This is a genomic window from Curtobacterium sp. PhB137 (assembly GCF_003814955.1).
GTDB lineage: Bacteria > Actinomycetota > Actinomycetes > Actinomycetales > Microbacteriaceae > Curtobacterium.
Genome location: NZ_RKQO01000009.1, coordinates 25,468 through 43,507, shown reverse-complemented (window position 1 = coordinate 43,507; position 18,040 = coordinate 25,468). Strand labels below are relative to the sequence as shown.

The window sequence follows — 18,040 nt, the reverse complement described above, 5'->3', positions numbered from 1 at the left end:
CCGTCGCGCACCACGCGGGCGGTGTCGGTGGGGGCCGGTACCATCTCCTGAGTGACGATCTCGGGCATCATCCCTGCGCTCTCGCGCGCCTCCGCGTTCGATCGCGTGCTCCGTGCCGCGCCTCGTGACGCCGACTTCTCGGTCGTCGACGGCCTGCGGGTCCCGCTGCTCGGGGCGCTGCTCGCCGAGCGGAACGGGCCGCAGTGCGTGCTCGTCATCACGGCGACGGGGCGTGAAGCCGAAGCGGTCCGCGACGCCCTCGGCAGCTACGTCCCCGACGCCGACGTCCTCGAGTTCCCGGCGTGGGAGACCCTGCCGCACGAACGGCTCAGCCCGAGTGCCCAGACCGTCGGCACCCGCATCGCGACGCTCCGCAGGCTCGCGTCCTGGTCCGCCGCCGACGCCGCCGACCGCCGCACCACCATCGTCGTGGCGAGCGTCCGCGCAGCGCTGCAGCCGATCGCCGCAAACCTGACCTCGCTCGCACCCGTCGTGCTGCGCACCGACTCGCGCGGCAACGACCTGGCCGCCATCGCCGCGAAGCTCGTCGACATGGCCTACGCCCGCGTCGACCTCGTCACGCGGCGCGGTGAGTTCGCGGTGCGCGGCGGCATCCTCGACGTCTTCCCGCCCACCGCGGACCACCCCGTCCGCGTCGACTTCTTCGGCGACGAGATCGAGGCCGTCAAGGCGTTCTCGGTCGCCGACCAGCGCACGACCGAGGACGACCTCGGCTCGGTCGAACTCACCGCCTCGCGCGAACTCCTGCTCAGCGACGACGTCCGGCAGCGGGCGCGCGAGATGCTCCACGAGTTCCCGAACCTGTCCCAGATGCTCGCGAAGATCGCCGAGGGGATCCCGGTCGAGGGCATGGAGTCCCTCGCCCCCGCGCTCGTGCAGGACCTCGTCCCGATGACCTCGTACCTGCCCGAGGACGCCACCATCGCGGTGTTCTCGCCCGAGCGGGTGAACGGTCGCGCGAACAGCCTGGCCGAGACGAACACCGAGTTCCTGCAGGCCGCGTGGAGCGCCGCGGTCGCCGGGGCCCAGGCGCCGATCGACCTCGACGCCGGCAACTTCCTGACCGTGCAGCAGCTCAAGAACACCCGCGGCCAGCGCACCTGGTGGACGGTGTCGCCGTTCGACTCCGGTCTCGACGAAGGCGACACGGCACGCGTGCTCACCGACGCCGAGGCAGCAGCCGAGGCGGGGGAGTACATCCGCGTCCGTGCCGAGGCAGTACCGAGCTTCGCGGGCAGCGCCGACGGCGCGATCGCGCACGTCAAGGCGCTCACCGATGACGGGTGGGCGGTCGTGGTGACCGCCCAGGGCCAGGGTCTGGTCGAGCGGGCGGTGCAGGTCCTCGCCGACGCCGGGGTCGCAGCCCGTGCCGAAGCCCTGCCCGCGCCTCCCGAACCGGGTGTCGCCATCGTCACGACCGCCACCGTCGAGCACGGCTTCGCCATCCCGGATCCGCGCATCGTCGTGCTCAGCGAAGCGGAGTTCTACGGCCGGAGCGTCCAGCAGGGCGCGCGCACCGTCAAGAAGCTCGCGAGCCGTCGCAAGAACGTGGTCGACCCGCTGCAGCTCAAGCCGGGCGACGTCGTCGTGCACGCGACGCACGGCATCGGCAAGTTCGTGGAACTGGTGAGCCGCGAGGTCAGTTCCGGCGGCCGCAACGCGGTGAAGACGCAGCGCGAGTACCTCGTGCTCGAGTACGCGCCGTCGAAGCGGAACTACCCCGGCGACAAGCTCTTCGTCCCGACCGACCAGCTCGACCAGCTCTCGCGGTACGTCGGTGGCGAGTCACCGACCCTGTCGAAGATGGGCGGTTCGGACTGGTCCGCCGCGAAGTCGAAGGCCCGCAAGGCCGTCCGCGACATCGCCGTCGACCTGGTGAAGCTGTACTCGGCGCGGATGGCGTCGAAGGGGCACGCGTTCGGCCCGGACACCCCGTGGCAGCGCGAGTTGGAAGAGGCGTTCCCGTTCGCCGAGACCGCCGACCAGCTCACCACGATCGACGAGATCAAGCGGGACATGGAGCGGCCCATCCCGATGGACCGCCTGCTCTCGGGCGACGTCGGCTACGGCAAGACCGAGGTCGCGATCCGCGCCGCGTTCAAGGCGGTGCAGGACGGCAAGCAGGTCGTCATGCTCGTGCCGACGACGTTGCTCGTCCGCCAGCACATGGAGACGTTCCAGGAGCGCTTCGCCGGGTTCCCCGTGCACCTGCGCGCCCTGAGCCGGTTCCAGTCCGAGAAGGAGTCGAAGGAGACCATCGCCGGGCTCGCCGACGGCACCGTCGACATCGTCATCGCGACCCACCGGATCCTGTCGCAGGGCATCACCTTCAAGGACGTCGGGCTCGTCATCATCGACGAGGAGCAGCGGTTCGGCGTCGAGCACAAGGACCAGCTGAAGAAGTTCAAGACGAACGTCGACGTCCTGGCGATGTCGGCGACCCCGATCCCGCGGTCACTCGAGATGGCGGTCACGGGCATCCGCGAGATGTCGACCCTCGCGACCCCGCCCGAGGACCGCCACCCCATCCTGACCTTCGTGGGGCCGCAGTCCGACCTGCAGGTGGCCGCCGCGATCCGCCGCGAGCTGCTGCGCGAGGGCCAGGTGTTCTACGTGCACAACCGCGTGCGGGACATCCAGGGCGTCGCCGCGCACCTGGCCGAGATCGTGCCGGACGCCCGCATCGCCGTGGCACACGGGCAGATGTCCGAGAGCACCCTCGAGCAGGTCATGGTCGACTTCTGGGAGCGCCGGTTCGACGTCCTCGTGTCGACGACGATCATCGAGACCGGTCTCGACATCGCGAACGCGAACACGCTGATCATCGACAAGGCCGACAAGTACGGGCTGTCGCAGCTCCACCAGCTGCGTGGTCGTGTCGGCCGAGGGCGCGAGCGCGGGTACGCGTACTTCCTGTACGACTCCGAGAAGCCCCTGTCCGAGACCGCACAGGACCGCCTCGAGACCATCGCGGCGAACAACGAGCTCGGCGCGGGCATGCAGGTCGCCATGAAGGACCTCGAGATCCGCGGCGCCGGCAACCTGCTCGGCGGCGAGCAGTCCGGGCACATCGCGGGCGTCGGGTTCGACCTGTACCTCCGGATGATCGGCGAGGCCGTCTCGCAGTTCCGCGGTGACGTGGCCGAGGGGCAGACCGAGCTCCGACTCGAGATCCCGGTCGATGCGCACATCCCCGAGGACTACGTCGAGTCCGAACGACTCCGGCTCGAGGCCTACCAGAAGCTGTCAGCGGCCTCGGCCCCGACGGCGCAGCAGGACGCCATCGACATGGTGCTCGACGAGCTCACCGACCGCTACGGGCAGCCGCCGCAGGCCGTGCAGACGCTGGTCGAGGTCTCCCGCCTGCGTCGGATGGCGCAGCAGGTCGGCCTGTCCGACGTGGTCGTCATGGGCTCGAACCTGCGCGTGGCGGGCAAGGAGCTCGCCGACTCGTCGCAGGTGCGGCTCAAGCGGATGTTCCCGGGCGCGAAGTGGTTCCCGCAGCAGAACGCGGCGAGCATCCCGATGCCGCGGCCGCACGACCAGGCGCTGCCGGACGACGCCCTGATCCAGTGGGTCGAGAGCATCCTCACCGCCGTGTACGGCGCGACGACGCCGGCGGAGGCGCCGGCCGCGTAAGGAGCGCAGTGGTCGCGAGCGGCGACGGACGGGAGGCACGGTGCGGGCTGGCACCGTGCCTCCCGTCCGCTCGTGGGCGCGTCCACCGCGCGCACGCTGTCCGCGACGATCCACGCGTCGATCGACGCGTGGATCGTCGCAAAGGTGGTGCGGGCCCGGAACCGCGCCCCGCTACTCGGTCGCCTCGGCCTCGGACAGCTCGCGCCGCCCGCGGTACGCCCGCGCCCGGAGCGTGACCACGACCGCTGACGCGACGATGGCGATGCCCGAGCCGACGAGCACGGCGAGCACGCCCTCGTCGAGGATCTCCTCGTTCCGGGCGAACGCGAGCTCGTTCATGAGCAGCGAGACCGTGAAGCCGATCCCGCCGAGCACCCCGACGGTGATGATCGAGAAGAACGACAACGACGACCGCCCCGGTGAGCGGAAGAGGCGTGTGGCGACGACGCCGAACAGCGTGATCCCGATGACCTTGCCGACCGGCAGCGCAATGACGACCGCCCAGAACGTGGGGGAGAGCTCGCCGATGCCGACGGCGGGGATGACCACCGCGGCCGACGCGAACGCGAACACCGGCAGCACGATCGCGTTGGACCACGGCTCGACGTTCTCGTGCAGGGTGTGGCCCGGACGCCGGGGGAGCACGAGGCCGAGCGCGACGCCGGCGATCGTGGCGTGCACGCCGGAGTGGTAGACGAGCCACCACGTCAGGAGCCCGACCACGACCATCGCCACGATGAGCAGCGTCTGCCCGTTGCGCCCCGGACGGAGCATCCGGCCGAGCAGCCAGAACACCGCGAGCGTGACGACGGCACCGGCGAGGGCCAGGAAGTCGGTGTCGTGCGCGAACACGACGGCGATGATGATGATCGCGATGAGGTCGTCGAGCACCGCGAGTGCGAGCAGGAACACCCGGATGCCGCTCGGTAGCCCGCGACCGAACATCGCCAGGACACCGAGGGCGAACGCGATGTCGGTCGCCGTCGGGATCGGCCAGCCGTGCGTGTACTGCGTGCCAGCGGTGACGAGCAGGAAGATGCCCGCCGGCACGAGCACGCCGCCGACCGCCGCGATGGCGGGGATGATCGCGGTCTTGGGGTTCGACAGCTCACCGTCGACGAGCTCCTGCTTCAGCTCGATCGCGACGAGCAGGAAGAACACCGCCAGCAGGCCGTCGCTGATCCAGTGCGCGATCGACAGGTCGAGGCCGACGGCACCGAGCGGCAGGTGCGCGTCGAGCAGCCGTTCGAGGCCAGGGCCGACCGGAGAGTTCGCGACGACCAGGCCGAGCACGGCGGCGGTCAGGAGCGCGATGGCGCTGAAGCGGGGGGAGCGGACGAGGGACGACATGGATCTCCGTCTCGAGGGGTCGGGTGGTAGTCCGTCGACCAGACTTCCCGACACACCACGACCAGCATACGTGGGTGAGACGATGGCGCGATGACCGCCGTACCGGACCTCGTCACCGTCGTCGACCGCCTGCTCGCCGAGGACGGGGGTTGCGTCTGGAACCGTGCGCAGACCCACGCCACGCTCGCGCGCTACGCGGTCGAGGAGTCCTACGAACTCGTCGACGCCATCGACGACGGCGACCCGGACGACGTCCGCGAGGAGCTCGGCGACGTCCTGTACCAAGTCGTCCTGCACGCCGGGATCGCCGAACGCGCGGGGGAGTTCACCCTGGAGGACGTCGCCGCCGGGGTCCGCGACAAGATGGTCCGCCGACACCCGCACGTGTTCGGCGACGAGACCGCGGACACCGTCGACGACGTGGTCCGGGTGTGGCGTGCTGCGAAGGCGGCGGAGAAGTCGGCCCGGACGAGCGCGCTCGACGGCGTCCCGCGCGCGATGCCGCCACTGGAGCGGGCCGTCAAGCTGCTGGAGCGCCTGGAGGAGCACGGTGCGGCCGACACGGCCGTCGCGTCGGTCGTGGCCGCCGCGCCCGCCGCGCCCGCCGAGTCCGCCGCGTCCGCCGCGTTCGGCTCGGTCGCTGACCGGGAGGCCCGCGGCGCGTCCGCCACGTCAACTGCGGCACCCGGAGCGGGGACCGCTCGGGCATCGGTCGGGTCGCCGGCACCGGCCGACGGTGCGGGGGCGGTGGACCCGGCGTGGGGGATCGCGATGCTGGAAGAGGTCGCCGGAGCGGTGCGGGACGGGATCGACCCGGTCGCGAGTCTCCGCGTGGCGGTCGCTGCGCTCGAGGAAGCCGGCCGCGCCGCGGAGTGAGTGCGCGGGGAGCCGCAGGGTGTGTGCGCGGGCAAAGAGAAGGGCGCCCTCCTAACCCGAAAAAGGAGGGCGCCCGTGAGCGGGTGGGCACACCCCCAGGGAGAGGTGTGCACGCAGAACCCGCTCGGGTCGCGGGGCACACTGCAGCACGGTGCCCACGCGATCGGTCCGGAGAGTGGATCAGGCACGCTCCGAACCGAGGTACTGAATGCAGTATGCCAGTAGGACGCATGCCGCGCAACTCGTCGATGCGCATCTGCCAGACTTGACGCCATGGCGACGACCGTGACGGCACCCCGTGGCATGCGCGACTTCCTCCCGGCGGACAAGGCCCGACGCGAGCACGTGCTCGGTGTCGTCCGTGACGTCTACTCGCGGCACGGGTTCGACGAGATCGAGACCCCCGTGGTCGAGGACGCCGCGCGGCTGCACTCCGGGCTCGGCGGCGACAACGAGAAGCTGGCGTTCGCGGTCATGAAGCGCGGGCTCAGCACCGAGGACCTGCAGGCTGCCCAGGCGCCGCTCGACCTCGCTGACCTCGGGCTCCGGTTCGACCTGACCGTGCCGCTCGCCCGGTTCTACGCCTCGCACCGCGCCGAGCTGCCCTCGGTGTTCCGATCGGTGCAGATCGCGCCGGTCTGGCGCGCCGAGCGTCCACAGAAGGGGCGCTACCGCCAGTTCGTGCAGTGCGACATCGACATCCTGGGGGAGCCCGGGCAGCTGGCCGAGATCGAGCTCATCCGCGCCACGACCGCCGCGCTCGACGCGCTCGGGGTGACCGGCACCACGATCCGCATCAACGACCGGCGGATCCTGCTGACCCTGCTGGCGTCGTGGGGCATCGCGGACCCCGCTGCCGCCGACCGCGCACTCATCACGGTCGACAAGCTCGACAAGATCGGCCCGGACGGCGTCGCCGCCGAGCTCCGCAGCACCGTCGGACAGGAGCTGCCGGGGCTCGAGGACACCATCCGTTCGCTCGAGGCCGCGGACTGGACCTCGGTCGAGGGGGCTGCGTGGCTCGACGCCGAGGCGTTCGCCGACCTGCTGCGCCTGCGGGAAGCGCTGCCCGGCGTCGACCTGCGCTTCGACCCGACGCTCGTGCGCGGCATGGGCTACTACACCGGCACGATCTTCGAGGTCGCGCACCCCGACTTCGGCTACAGCCTGGGCGGCGGCGGTCGGTACGACGGCATGATCGGTCGGTTCCTCGGGCAGGACGTCCCCGCGGTCGGCTTCTCGCTGGGCTTCGAGCGCCTGGTCGACCTCGTGACACTCCCGGAGTCCGCCGAGTCGGACGCCGTGGTGCTCGTCTACGACAAGGACGTCGACCCGGTCCGGCTCGCGGCCCTCAAGACCGAGGCGCTCGCATCGCACCGGCGCGTGCGGCTCGAACGGCGCACCAAGAACACGAAGAACCTGCTCGCCGGTCTGGCCGCGCAGGGGTTCTCCGCCTTCGCGACCGTCGGCGCCGACACGACGTCGCTCGAGGGTGTGGAGTTCCGCCCGCTCGACTGAGTTGTCCACACCGGGCGTCACGGTCGACGTCGTGTTCACCTCGGCTCGCTAGGATCGGTCCCGCAAACACCACAACCAATGTGTAGGGAGTACCCCGTGGCCCTGATCGATGCCGTAGGCGCACGCGAAGTCCTCGATTCCCGAGGCAACCCGACGGTCGAGGTCGAGGTCCTCCTCGACGACGGCGTCGTGTCCCGCGCGCTCGTCCCCTCCGGTGCCTCCACCGGCGCGTTCGAGGCGTACGAACTCCGCGACGGCGATGCCTCGCGCTACGGCGGCAAGGGCGTGCTCAAGGCCGTCGACGCCGTCCTCGACGAGATCGGCCCGGCGCTCGAGGGCTTCGACGCCACCGACCAGCGCCTCGTCGACGCCGCGCTCATCGAGCTCGACGGAACCGAGAACAAGTCCCGTCTCGGCGCGAACTCGATCCTCGGTGCCTCGCTCGCCGTGGCCCGTGCCGCTGCCGACTCGGCTGACCTGCCGCTGTTCCGCTACCTCGGCGGCCCGAACGCGCACACGCTGCCCGTTCCGCTGATGAACGTCGTCAACGGCGGTGCCCACGCGGACACCAACGTCGACATCCAGGAGTTCTTCCTCGTGCCGTACGGCGCCGAGTCGTTCTCCGAGGCGCTCCGTTGGGGCGTCGAGACCTACCACGCCCTCAAGGGCGAGCTGAAGAAGCAGGGCCTCGCGACCGGCCTCGGCGACGAGGGCGGCTTCGCGCCGGAGCTCGCGTCGAACCGTGCGGCGCTCGACTTCCTGCTGACCGCGATCGAGAAGGCCGGCTACACCCCGGGCAAGGACATCGCCGTCGGCCTCGACGTCGCGTCCACCGAGTTCTTCCACGACGGCAAGTACTCGTTCGAGGGCAAGCAGCTCTCGAGCCAGGAGTTCACCGCGTACTTCGCCGACCTCGTCGCGAACTACCCGCTCGTCACGATCGAGGACCCGCTGGCCGAGGACGACTGGGAAGGCTGGTCGCACCTGACCGCCGAGCTCGGCGACAAGGTCCAGATCGTCGGCGACGACCTGTTCGTCACCAACCCGAAGCGTCTGCAGCGGGGCATCGACGAGAAGGCCGCGAACTCGATCCTGGTGAAGGTCAACCAGATCGGCACGCTCACCGAGACCCTCGACGCGGTCTCGCTCGCGCACCGTCACGGCCTCACCTCGATCCTGTCGCACCGCTCCGGCGAGACCGAGGACACCACGATCGCGGACATCGCGGTCGCGGTCGACGGTGGTCAGATCAAGACCGGTGCACCGGCTCGTTCGGACCGCGTCGCGAAGTACAACCAGCTGCTCCGCATCGAGGAAGAGCTCGGCGACGCCGCGGTGTACGCCGGTCGCTCGGCCTTCCCGCGCGCCGCTGCCCTGTAACCACCCGGGCCAGTAGCACCAGCACCACCGAGACGCCGTCCTCCTCCGGGAGGACGGCGTCTCGTCGTGTGCGCGGCGTCGAGCGGTCGGGAGACGTCGGCCGGCGCGGACTCATCCGACGGGACGTGACCGCCGGACGCACGCCGGGCGGTGTGTCGTGACCACTCCCGGCACGGGCCGGACGATGCGGACCGGAGCCGCGCCTCCCGGCCGGAGCGATCGGACGACGCGAGTCGCTGAGAGGCCACCGAACGGCCGCGTGCCGGGCGCTCCCACCGCGTCGGTCGGGTTATCGTCGGGACGTGCCCAGCCAGAAGCCCCGCGTCCGCCGCGTCCCCGTGGCGATGCCCGACGGCAGCACGTCGGCGCAGCCCTGGTACCGCTCGATCCACTTCTCCGGGTTCAGCCTGCTGATGCTCGCGATCATCGTGCTCTTCGTCGTGGTGCTCGCCCCGTCGCTCCGCACGCTCATCCAGCAGCAGGAGCAGATCGCCCAGCAGCAGCGTGAGGTCGCGAGCCAGAAGGCCGACGTCACGCAGAAGAAGAAGGACGTCGCCCGCTGGGACGACCCCGCGTACATCGAGGCGCAGGCGCGCGACCGCCTGCTCTACGTGTACCCGGGCGAGGAGAGCTACCTCGTGATGGGGGCCGAGGACCGCAAGGCCGAGACCACGCCGACGACGGACTCCGGCACGCCCGTCAGCACGAAGGTCCAGACGCCGAAGGTGGACTGGGTGCAGGCGATGCTGTCCTCGGTGCTGCAGTCCGGGCTCACCGACGAGACCGCTGCCGACCTCGTGGCCCCGGACGTCTCGGGCACCGGCGAGAGCAAGTAGCACCGAACCGGACCCGTCCGGCGCGACGGTGCGCGGGGTACCGGGTCTCCGGTAGGCTCACGTTCCCGTGACGACCCCTCCCTTCGACCCGCCCTCCGACCGCGACGTCCAGGTCGTGTCGGCGCAGCTCGGCCGACCGGCACGCGACGTCATCGGGATCGCGGCACGGTGCGTCTGTGGCAACCCCACGGTCGTCTCCACGAAGCCCCGACTGTCGAACGGCACCCCGTTCCCGACGTTCTACTACCTGTGCCACCCCGCGGCCACCGCTGCGGTCAGCACCCTCGAGGCCAACCAGGTGATGCCGGAGCTGGCAGCACTGCTCGAGGACGACACCACCGCGGCCGCGTACCTCGCGGCCCATGAGTCCTACCTGGCCGATCGCGAGTCGATCGAGCACGTCGACGAGATCGTCGGCATCAGCGCCGGTGGCATGCCCACCCGTGTGAAGTGCCTGCACGCCCTCGTCGGTCACGCCCTCGCCGCCGGACCCGGCGTCAACCCCATCGGTGACCTCGCGCTCGAGCGCGCGGACTGGTCGCCCTCCCGGTGTGAGTGCCGGGCGTATGATGACGGTGCAGACGCTGGAGTCGGGGCGGGTGGCGGCGAAGTCTGACTCGACTCCGAAACCCCCATCCAAGGAGATCATCCCCCGTGCCCAAGATCCTCGTCGTCGGCGGCGGTTACGCCGGTTTCTACACCGCATGGAAGCTCGAGAAGCACCTTCGCCAGGGCGAAGCCGAGGTCGTCATGGTGGACCCGCTGCCGTACATGACGTACCAGCCGTTCCTGCCCGAGGTCGCTGCCGGTTCGATCGAGCCGCGTCACGCGGTCGTCTCGCACCGCCGCCACCTCAAGAACACCCGCGTCGTCACCGCGAAGGTCACCAAGGTCGACCACGCGACGAAGACCGCCACGATCACGCCGACCGAGGGCGAGGCGTGGGAGGAGTCCTACGACCAGATCGTCATGACCGCCGGCGCGGTGTCCCGCACGTTCCCGATCCCGGGTGTCGCGGACGAGGCCATCGGCCTCAAGACGATCGAGGAAGCCGCGGCGATCCGCGACAAGATCCTCACGAACTTCCACAAGGCGGCGAACCTGCCGGCCGGTCCCGAGCGTGACCGCCTGCTGACCGTCGTCGTCGTCGGTGGTGGCTTCGCCGGCATCGAGGTGTTCGCCGAGCTCCGCTCCTTCGTCACCGACCTGCTGAAGAGCTACCCGCAGCTCTCCTTCGACGAGACGCGCTTCCACCTGGTCGAGGCGATGGGCCGCATCATGCCCGAGGTCTCGCTCGAGACCTCGCACTGGGTGCTCAAGAACCTGGCGCAGCGCGGTGCGAACGTGCACCTCGAGACCCAGCTGGCCTCGGCCGTCGGTGGCGTCTGCGAGCTCAAGACGAGCGACGGCGCGATCGAGAAGATCGAGTCCGACCTCATCATCTGGACCGCCGGTGTCATGGCGAACCCGATGGTCAAGGGCACCGACTTCCCGCTCGAGCAGCGCGGTCGCATCCGCGTGCAGCCCGACCTGCGCGTCGTCGACGACAACGGCGTGATCGCGGACGCATGGGCCTGTGGCGACGTCGCAGCCGTGCCGGACCTCACCGGTGGTGGCGTCGGCGGCTTCTGCGTGCCGAACGCCCAGCACGCCGTCCGTCAGGCGAAGCAGCTCGCGAAGAACCTGGTCGCGACCATCCGTGGCGAGGCCACGACCGACTACAAGCACGAGAACCTCGGCGCCGTCGCGGGCCTCGGTCTCGGCATCGGCGTGTTCCAGTCCGGCAAGTTCGCCATGAAGGGCTTCCTGGCGTGGGGCGCGCACCGCGGCTACCACGGCATGGCGATGCCGTCGTGGGAGCGCAAGTGGCGCGTCATCGGCGACTGGGTCGGTGGCTTCTTCCTGGGCCGCGACATCGCGTCGCTCGACGACCGTGAGACCCCGCGCGCTGCGTTCGAGGCCTTCGCGTCCCGTCCGAAGCCCGCGGCCGAGGCCCCGGCAGCTCCGGCCGCCGCTCCGGCTCCGGAAGAGGGCAAGCCCGCTGGTGCCGCCGGCCCGGCGTACGGCGAGCCCGCCAAGGACGTCTCGAACGAGGCCGAGCCCGTGAAGGCCCCGGCCGACGCCAAGTAGTCCCAGCAGCAGTCCACGAGAGGCGGTCACCCTTCGGGGTGGCCGCCTCTCGCGCATCGGTAGGCTGTTGCGGCCCGCCCCCGTGGCCCAATCGGTAGAGGCATGCGACTTAAAATCGCCGAGTTGTGGGTTCGAGTCCCACCGGGGGTACCCGTGCGCGTCCCGCGAAAGCGACAGTCTGCCGCCAACCGCTCGCGGCACAACGTCGCTATGGCGGGCAAGACGGCGCGACCGCGGGTGCATCTGTCGCTTCGGCGGGTGTGAACCGGCCCCAGCCCGGCCGGGAGGCCCGTGGCGCGCCCGCACCGCGCCTCCCGTCCGTCACACGCGTGCGTCCCGCGAAAGCGACGTCGTGCCGCCAACCGTTCGCGGCACGACGTCGCTTTCGCGGGCAGGACGGCGCGTCCGTGCGGACAACTGTCGCTTTGACGTGCGCGAACCAGGTCCGCGCGCGAACATATCCGGCTGAATCGAACTTAGGGTTGCCTAACCTAACTCCTGTCCCTATGCTCAGGGAGTTAGGTAAGGCTACCCAAACTTGGAGACCACCCGAATGCACCTGTCCTCTCCTCGCGCCCGGCGTCTGGCCGCCGGCGCGACCGCCGTCGCCCTCGGCGCGACGATCGCCGCGGCCGCCGCGCTCGGCGCCGCCCCCGCGAACGCCGCCTCCGCCGACGTCACCGACGCGTCGCTGTCCTGGAGCCTCAGCAACGAGGCCAACGCCGGCGCCTACTTCGGCGGCTGCAACTTCCTGTCCGCCGGGGTCGCCGGCAACTCGGGTGCCTCGGCTCCGTGGACCGCGACCAACCCGTCGCCCGGCTACGCCGCTTCGGCCGGGAACGTCTCGATCGCCTACCCGAAGGCCGCGGGCGGCACCTCGACCCCGACCTTCGCCACGAAGTGCCAGACCGGCGACGGGACCACCGTCACCCCGGCGACGAGCACCCGCGGCGTGCTGACCCTGGCCGAGGGCACCGGCACCGTGGACGCCGCAGTCGGCACCGCGGACATCGCGTGGGACGGCGGCTTCACGGTCGCGTTCTACGGAGGCCTGACCTACTGGTCCGCCGAGGACCCGGAACTGCACGTCGCAGCGGACGGCACGGGTGAGCTCACGGCGACGGTCTCGGGCTACGCGGCCTCGCGCGACGGGGGCAGCTGGGCGCCGCTCACCCCGCGCACGGTGCACCTCGCCACCCTCACCGACGTCGACGTCACGAGCACGGGCATCACCGTGAGCCCGGACTGGCAGGGCGTCGAGCCCGCGTCGGCGACGAGCCTGAACAAGACGAACGCCGACTGGGGTTCGTGGCCGGCGGACTTCGTCGACTTCCAGAACGAGACCGGTCAGAGCTCGTACTGGTACACGTCCGGCGCGAACGACGCCGCGGCCAAGAAGCCGCAGCCGATCTCGATCGCGTACACGGCGGCCGAGACGCCCACGCCCGAGCCGACCACCCCGGTGACGCCCGAGCCGACCGAGCCGACCGAGCCGAGCGAGCCGGGCACGCCGGAGCCGACGACCGAGCCGAGCGAGCCCGGCACGCCGGAGCCGACGACCGAGCCGAGCGAGCCGGGCACCCCGGAGCCGACCACCGAGCCGAGCGAGCCCGGCACCCCGGAGCCGACGACCGGCCCGACCACCGGCCCGACCACGGAGCCCACCACCGCGCCGACGACCCCGGCCCCGTCGATCAGCACCGGTGGCACCACCACCTTCACGGTCGGCGACTCGGTGCCGCTGCGCGCCGAGGGCCTGCCGGCAGCGACGGTGTACTCGATCGTCCTGCACAGCGACCCCGTCGTCCTCGGCACCGTGACCACGGACGCCGACGGGGCCTTCGCGACCTCGGTCGTGATCCCCACGGACACCCCGGCCGGAGCGCACACCATCGCGGTGGAGTCATCGGACGGCACCGCCGTGGTCTCGCTCGCCATCACGGTCACCGCTGACGGCACCGTCGTCGTCGACCCGATCGACACCACCACGGCCGTCACCACCGGCGCAGCCGTGAACACCGGAGGCACCGTCTCCGGCACCTCGGCCCTGCCGTGGATCGGGCTGTCGGCCTTCGGCGTCGTCGCCCTCGGCTCGGTCGCGTTCATCGCGTACCGCCGCCGCGTCACCCAGCAGGACTGACGCACCGGGATCCGCGGGGCGGTCGACCCCGCCACGCGGATCCCGGCACCCAGGTGTCGGACGGGAGGCGCGCCTCCCGTCCGACACGTCCGTCACCACCCCGGAACGGAAGATGACCGCCCCACCCACCCGACCGCGCACCGCGCTGCTCTGGACGATCGCCGTGCTCGCCGCGGCGTCCCTCGTCGTCGGCGTGGTCGGTGTGGTCACCGCGACCACCGGAGCCGCATCGCCGACGGCGATCACCGGCACGTCGCTCGACGGCAAGCAGGTCACGCTCGACCCGGGCGAGTCGGGGACGGCGGCGTCTGCCTCGAACGCGGTCGCCGACACCGGCGTCCAGCTCGTGGTGCCGTCGGTCGGGCTCGAGGTGCCGCTCGGCGAACTGGACGCCGTCGACGGGCAGATCACGCCGCCGGGGTTCAGCGAGGCCTACCGGGTCCGCAACCTGGGGGTCCCGCTGGTGGACCGCGCGGACGGCACCGTGTTCGTCGTCATGCACTCGCTGCGGAACGGTGCGATCGGCCCGGGCAACCTGCTCATCGACGTCGACGGGCAACGCTCCGAGGTCACGGTCGGCAGCCGCGTCCGGATCGGCGACGCGCGGTGGACGGTGACCGGTTCCGAGCGGATCACGAAGGCGACCGTGGCCGCCGATGCCGACGTCTGGGCGGACGAGCCCGGCCGGCTCCTGCTCATCACGTGCCTGCAGCGGCCGGACGGCTCCCCGTCGGTCGACAACGTGGTCATCGAGGCCACGCTCGATCGCTAACATCGCCTGCGTGGTCGGACTCGGAAGCGCACTCGCGAACCTGCAGAACGCCCTCCGTCGGCCCGAGGCCCACGTCGAGGTCGTCGACGGCGAGACCGTCCCCGTCGGCATGCTCCTCGGCACGCTCGGTGCACTGCTGCTCGACGCGGGCAGCTCCGTCACCGACGTCCGCTCGGCGCTCGAGAAGGCCCGCGACGCCGCCGGGGTCGGTCCGACCCTGGCGATCGGGGTGCTGCCGGCGCTCGTGATGGTGAGCGAGGTCTCGACCGGTGCGGCGACGATCGTGAACGCCGAGGGCGTCGAGCTGTCGTCCCGACAGGCTGCACGGGCGAACCGGGTCGTGCTCGGGTTGGAGAGCGGGTCGATCGCCCTCGCCGAGATCCCCGCGCGGGTCCGGGCCATCCGTGCCGGCACCGTCCCGCCGCCCGCACTGCCGTGGATCCTCGGCAACGCGCTGACCTCCGCCGGGCTCGCCGTCGTGTTCCGGTGCCCGTGGTGGGCGATCCTGCTCGCGCTCCTGGTCGGTGCGCTCGTCGGGGTCATCGGACTGCTGCTCCGGCGCTTCCGCGAGGCCGTCGCGATCATCCCGTTCCTGGCGGCCTTCGTGTCGACGGCCATCGTCGGACTCGTCGCCGCGGGTGCCGGGTTCGAGCAGGTCCCGCTGTTCGCCGTGTGCGCCCCGGTGGCGGTGTTCGTCCCCGGTGCCCTCATCACCAACGCCCTGCTCGAACTGACCGCCGCGGACATCGTGACCGGGTCCTCGCGGCTGGTCCAGGGGCTCATCATGCTCGGCTTCATGGCGGCCGGCATCGCCTCGGGCAGTGCGCTGACCGGGTTGCACGTCGACCCGTCCTCGGCGGCACTCGTCGGCGAGGTCGCCGGCGTCGGCACGGACCTGGCCGGGTGGGAGTCCGTGCCGTCCTACTGGGTGTCGTGGGTCGCAGTGGTGGTCCTGGCGGTCGGCCTCGGCCTGGTGTTCCGCTCGGGCTGGCGGCTGACGCTCGTGTCGGTGGCCGTCATGGTCACCGCCTACGCCCTGGTGAGCGGGACGACGCCGGTGTGGGGGAGCGTCGTCGCGACCGGGGCGACGGCGGCCCTGTTGTTCGTCGCGACGCGGTTGCTCGAGCGGCTCGTGCCGGCGATCCCGGCGACGGTGTCGTTCTTCCCGGCGTTCCTGCTGCTCGTCCCCGGGACCGTCGGGCTGGTGGCGGTGGCCACGTTCGACCCCGAGTCCCTCGCGACGCCCCTGGCGACCTTCGTCAGCCTGTGCATCGGGACGAAGATCGGTGGGTTGCTGCCGGGTCTGTTCGCCCGGAACGCGCCGAGCCACTCGTAGCGCCGGCCCGGGTGGCCCCGCGCCGCCCGGGGCCACGTGGGCGTACCTGGCCGAATCGGGCGTACCTGGTCGGAAGTTTCGACCAGGTACGCCCGATCCGGCAAAGCACCGCACGCGGCATGGGAAAGAACGCACGCAGGCACGGCCGTGGACGCGACCGGCTGACGGACGGGAGGCGCGGGGCGGGGCCGCCACGGGCCTCCCGTCCGGCGCCGCGCACGTGCAGAACCCGCTACGGCTCGAGCAGTCGGCCCGCCGCCTGGTCCTCCGCTGCCGTCGCCTTGGCGAGGTAGTGCACCTTCTTGCCCGTCGCGTTGTAGGGCAGCTCGTCGACGAAGCGGTACCGCCGCGGCCGCTTGTAGCGGGCGAGACCGGGGTGCGAGCCCGTCCACTCCTCGAGCTCGGCGGCGGCCGCGACGTCGTCGTCCGGTAGCCGTCCCGTTGCACGGACCACGTACGCCGTGACGACCTCGCCCCACCGCTCGTCCGGGATCCCGACGACGATCGAGTCGGCGACGCCCGGGTGCTCCTGCAGTGCGGCCTCGACCTGGACGGGGTGGACGTTCTCGCCGCCGGAGATGATCATGTCGTCCTTGCGGCCGACGATCGTCACCCGCTCGTGCTCGTCCCACGTGGCGAGGTCGCCGGGGTAGAACCAGCCGTTCGCGAACTTCTCCGCCTCGAGCCCCGGGTTGCGGTACGAGTAGCCGGACTTCACGGTCCGGACCGCGAACTCGCCGATCTCGGAGCCGTCCTTCGGCACGGTGTCGCTCGGGTCGGCCAGGCGGTCCTCGTACACGCGCACCACGGCGACGTCGTCGTCCGTCGATGCTCGTCCGGTGGAGCCGGCGCCGTCGGGGAAGTCCTCGGGACGCAGGAACGTGTTCCAGAAGGTCTCGGTCGTTCCGTAGCCGTTGAAGATCCGCGGGGACAGGAGCTCCTGGTAGCGGAGTGCGGCGGCGCGGTCGAGCGGTGCACCCATCGTGACGATGCCGTGCAGGGACGACAGGTCGCGGGGCCGGGCCTCTTGCGCGTTCGCGAGCTGCACCAGGTTCGGCGGCGCACCGATCAGGAACGTCAGCCGCTCGGACTCGACCAGGTCGAGCACCCGCTCGGCGTCGAAGTGCCGCAGGGTGGTGAGCTCGGCGCCGACGTAGAACACCGGGTTCGGGCCGCCCGAGTACAGGCCGCCACGGTGGAACAGGGGCGACATGTTGAGCGTCTTGTCGAAGGGGCTGAGTGGGAAGTGCATCACGACGTCGTGGGCGCTGAGCACCTCGACCAGGCTCGGCAGGGGCACCGGCTTCGGTCGCCCGGTGGTGCCGGAGGTGTAGAGCCGGGTGGTCTCGTCGTAGGTGCTGCGGGGCTCGGTCGCGGCGAGTTCGGCGGGCGTGACGGGGTCGGCGGCGAGGAGCGCGGTGAACGCGACGCGCGCGGCGTGCGCGGCGTGGTCGTCGTGCGCGTCGGGGTCGTGCGCGTCGTGGTCGTGGTCGGCGACCTCGTCGTCGCCACCGACGACGACGATGTGGTCGGGACGGTGCGGCGCGGTCTCGAGCGCTCGGGCGATGTCGTCGCCGCGCACCGCGTCGTGCACCAGCACCACGGGCGCGGAGTCCTCGATGATGAAGGCGACCTCGTCGGGCGCGAGCCGGAAGTTCGTCGGCGAGAACACCGCGCCGATGCGGTGGCACGCCAGGTAGAGCATCGCGAACTCGGGCGAGTTGAACAGCTCGACCATCACGACCGAACCGCGACCGACCCCGTGCCGGACGAGCCACCCGCCGATGTGGTCGACGACGTCCCCGAGTTCCGCGTAGGTCCACGACCGACCCGTGTCCGGGTCGCGCAGCGCGGGCCGGTCCGCGAAGCGGTGGGTGTTCCGCGCGAAGCCGTTCGCGTACGTGTAGCTGCCCTCGAACACCTCGCGGAACCGCGTCGGGTCGTAGTCGGATCGGGTCTCGGTCATCATCGCTCCCTGGGGCGGTCGAACGGCGCGTCACGCACCGATCGTCACTGTATCCGCCGCGCGGGGACGGCGGACG

Annotated in this window: 12 protein-coding genes and 1 tRNA gene; 11 read left to right on the top strand and 2 right to left on the bottom strand. The window is 71.3% G+C overall.

Annotated elements, in window-relative coordinates; all coding sequences use genetic code 11:
* Nucleotides 1-51: 51 nt before the first annotated feature.
* Nucleotides 52-3,660, top strand: a complete 3,609-nt coding sequence (gene mfd / locus EDF28_RS16485) for a transcription-repair coupling factor (protein WP_123939047.1) — start codon at nucleotides 52-54, stop codon at nucleotides 3,658-3,660.
* A gap of 171 nt (nucleotides 3,661-3,831) precedes the next feature.
* On the opposite strand, the gene nhaA is transcribed toward mfd, so the two are convergent.
* Nucleotides 3,832-5,010, bottom strand: coding sequence for a Na+/H+ antiporter NhaA (gene nhaA, locus EDF28_RS16480; protein ID WP_123939046.1), 1,179 nt, complete (start codon nucleotides 5,008-5,010; stop codon nucleotides 3,832-3,834).
* 90 nt (nucleotides 5,011-5,100) lie between these two features.
* Here nhaA and EDF28_RS16475 point away from each other — a divergent pair, with 90 nt between their 5' ends.
* The 10 genes from EDF28_RS16475 (at nucleotide 5,101) to EDF28_RS16430 (ending at nucleotide 15,998) form a co-directional block, all read left to right on the top strand.
* Nucleotides 5,101-5,886, top strand: a complete 786-nt coding sequence (locus tag EDF28_RS16475) for a MazG family protein (RefSeq protein WP_123939045.1) — start codon at nucleotides 5,101-5,103, stop codon at nucleotides 5,884-5,886.
* Nucleotides 5,887-6,159: 273 nt separating this feature from the next.
* Nucleotides 6,160-7,404, top strand: a complete 1,245-nt coding sequence (gene hisS, locus EDF28_RS16470) for a histidine--tRNA ligase (protein ID WP_123939044.1) — start codon at nucleotides 6,160-6,162, stop codon at nucleotides 7,402-7,404.
* 96 nt (nucleotides 7,405-7,500) lie between these two features.
* Nucleotides 7,501-8,784 carry a phosphopyruvate hydratase gene (gene eno / locus EDF28_RS16465; protein WP_111084825.1) on the top strand — a complete coding sequence of 428 codons (1,284 nt, stop codon included), beginning with the start codon at nucleotides 7,501-7,503 and terminating at the stop codon, nucleotides 8,782-8,784.
* Nucleotides 8,785-9,086: 302 nt separating this feature from the next.
* On the top strand, nucleotides 9,087-9,620 hold the full coding sequence (locus tag EDF28_RS16460) for a septum formation initiator family protein (protein WP_111084824.1): 534 nt from the start codon (nucleotides 9,087-9,089) through the stop codon (nucleotides 9,618-9,620).
* Between the two features lie 67 nt (nucleotides 9,621-9,687).
* A complete protein-coding gene (locus EDF28_RS16455; protein WP_111084823.1) occupies nucleotides 9,688-10,236 on the top strand; it encodes a DUF501 domain-containing protein in 549 nt (182 codons plus the stop codon).
* 38 nt (nucleotides 10,237-10,274) lie between these two features.
* A complete protein-coding gene (locus EDF28_RS16450) occupies nucleotides 10,275-11,750 on the top strand; it encodes an NAD(P)/FAD-dependent oxidoreductase (protein WP_123294735.1) in 1,476 nt (491 codons plus the stop codon).
* Nucleotides 11,751-11,826: 76 nt separating this feature from the next.
* Nucleotides 11,827-11,900, top strand: a tRNA-Leu gene (locus EDF28_RS16445).
* Between the two features lie 388 nt (nucleotides 11,901-12,288).
* Nucleotides 12,289-13,890, top strand: a complete 1,602-nt coding sequence (locus EDF28_RS16440; RefSeq protein WP_123939043.1) for a hypothetical protein — start codon at nucleotides 12,289-12,291, stop codon at nucleotides 13,888-13,890.
* A gap of 112 nt (nucleotides 13,891-14,002) precedes the next feature.
* Complete coding sequence (locus tag EDF28_RS16435; RefSeq protein ID WP_123939042.1) at nucleotides 14,003-14,662, top strand: class F sortase; 660 nt, start codon at nucleotides 14,003-14,005, stop codon at nucleotides 14,660-14,662.
* A 10-nt stretch (nucleotides 14,663-14,672) separates the two neighbouring features.
* Nucleotides 14,673-15,998, top strand: a complete 1,326-nt coding sequence (locus EDF28_RS16430; protein ID WP_123939041.1) for a threonine/serine exporter family protein — start codon at nucleotides 14,673-14,675, stop codon at nucleotides 15,996-15,998.
* 232 nt (nucleotides 15,999-16,230) lie between these two features.
* On the opposite strand, the gene EDF28_RS16425 is transcribed toward EDF28_RS16430, so the two are convergent.
* Nucleotides 16,231-17,964, bottom strand: a complete 1,734-nt coding sequence (locus EDF28_RS16425) for a class I adenylate-forming enzyme family protein (RefSeq protein ID WP_123939040.1) — start codon at nucleotides 17,962-17,964, stop codon at nucleotides 16,231-16,233.
* Nucleotides 17,965-18,040 lie beyond the last annotated feature (76 nt).

What these genes read in the sequence shown, in the direction of transcription:
- nhaA (WP_123939046.1), bottom strand. Translation starts at nt 5,010, where the DNA reads ATGTCGTCCCTCGTCCGCTCCCCCCGCTTCAGCGCCATCGCGCTCCTG.
- EDF28_RS16475 (WP_123939045.1), top strand. Translation starts at nt 5,101, where the DNA reads ATGACCGCCGTACCGGACCTCGTCACCGTCGTCGACCGCCTGCTCGCC.
- hisS (WP_123939044.1), top strand. Translation starts at nt 6,160, where the DNA reads ATGGCGACGACCGTGACGGCACCCCGTGGCATGCGCGACTTCCTCCCG.
- EDF28_RS16435 (WP_123939042.1), top strand. Translation starts at nt 14,003, where the DNA reads ATGACCGCCCCACCCACCCGACCGCGCACCGCGCTGCTCTGGACGATC.
- EDF28_RS16425 (WP_123939040.1), bottom strand. Translation starts at nt 17,964, where the DNA reads ATGACCGAGACCCGATCCGACTACGACCCGACGCGGTTCCGCGAGGTG.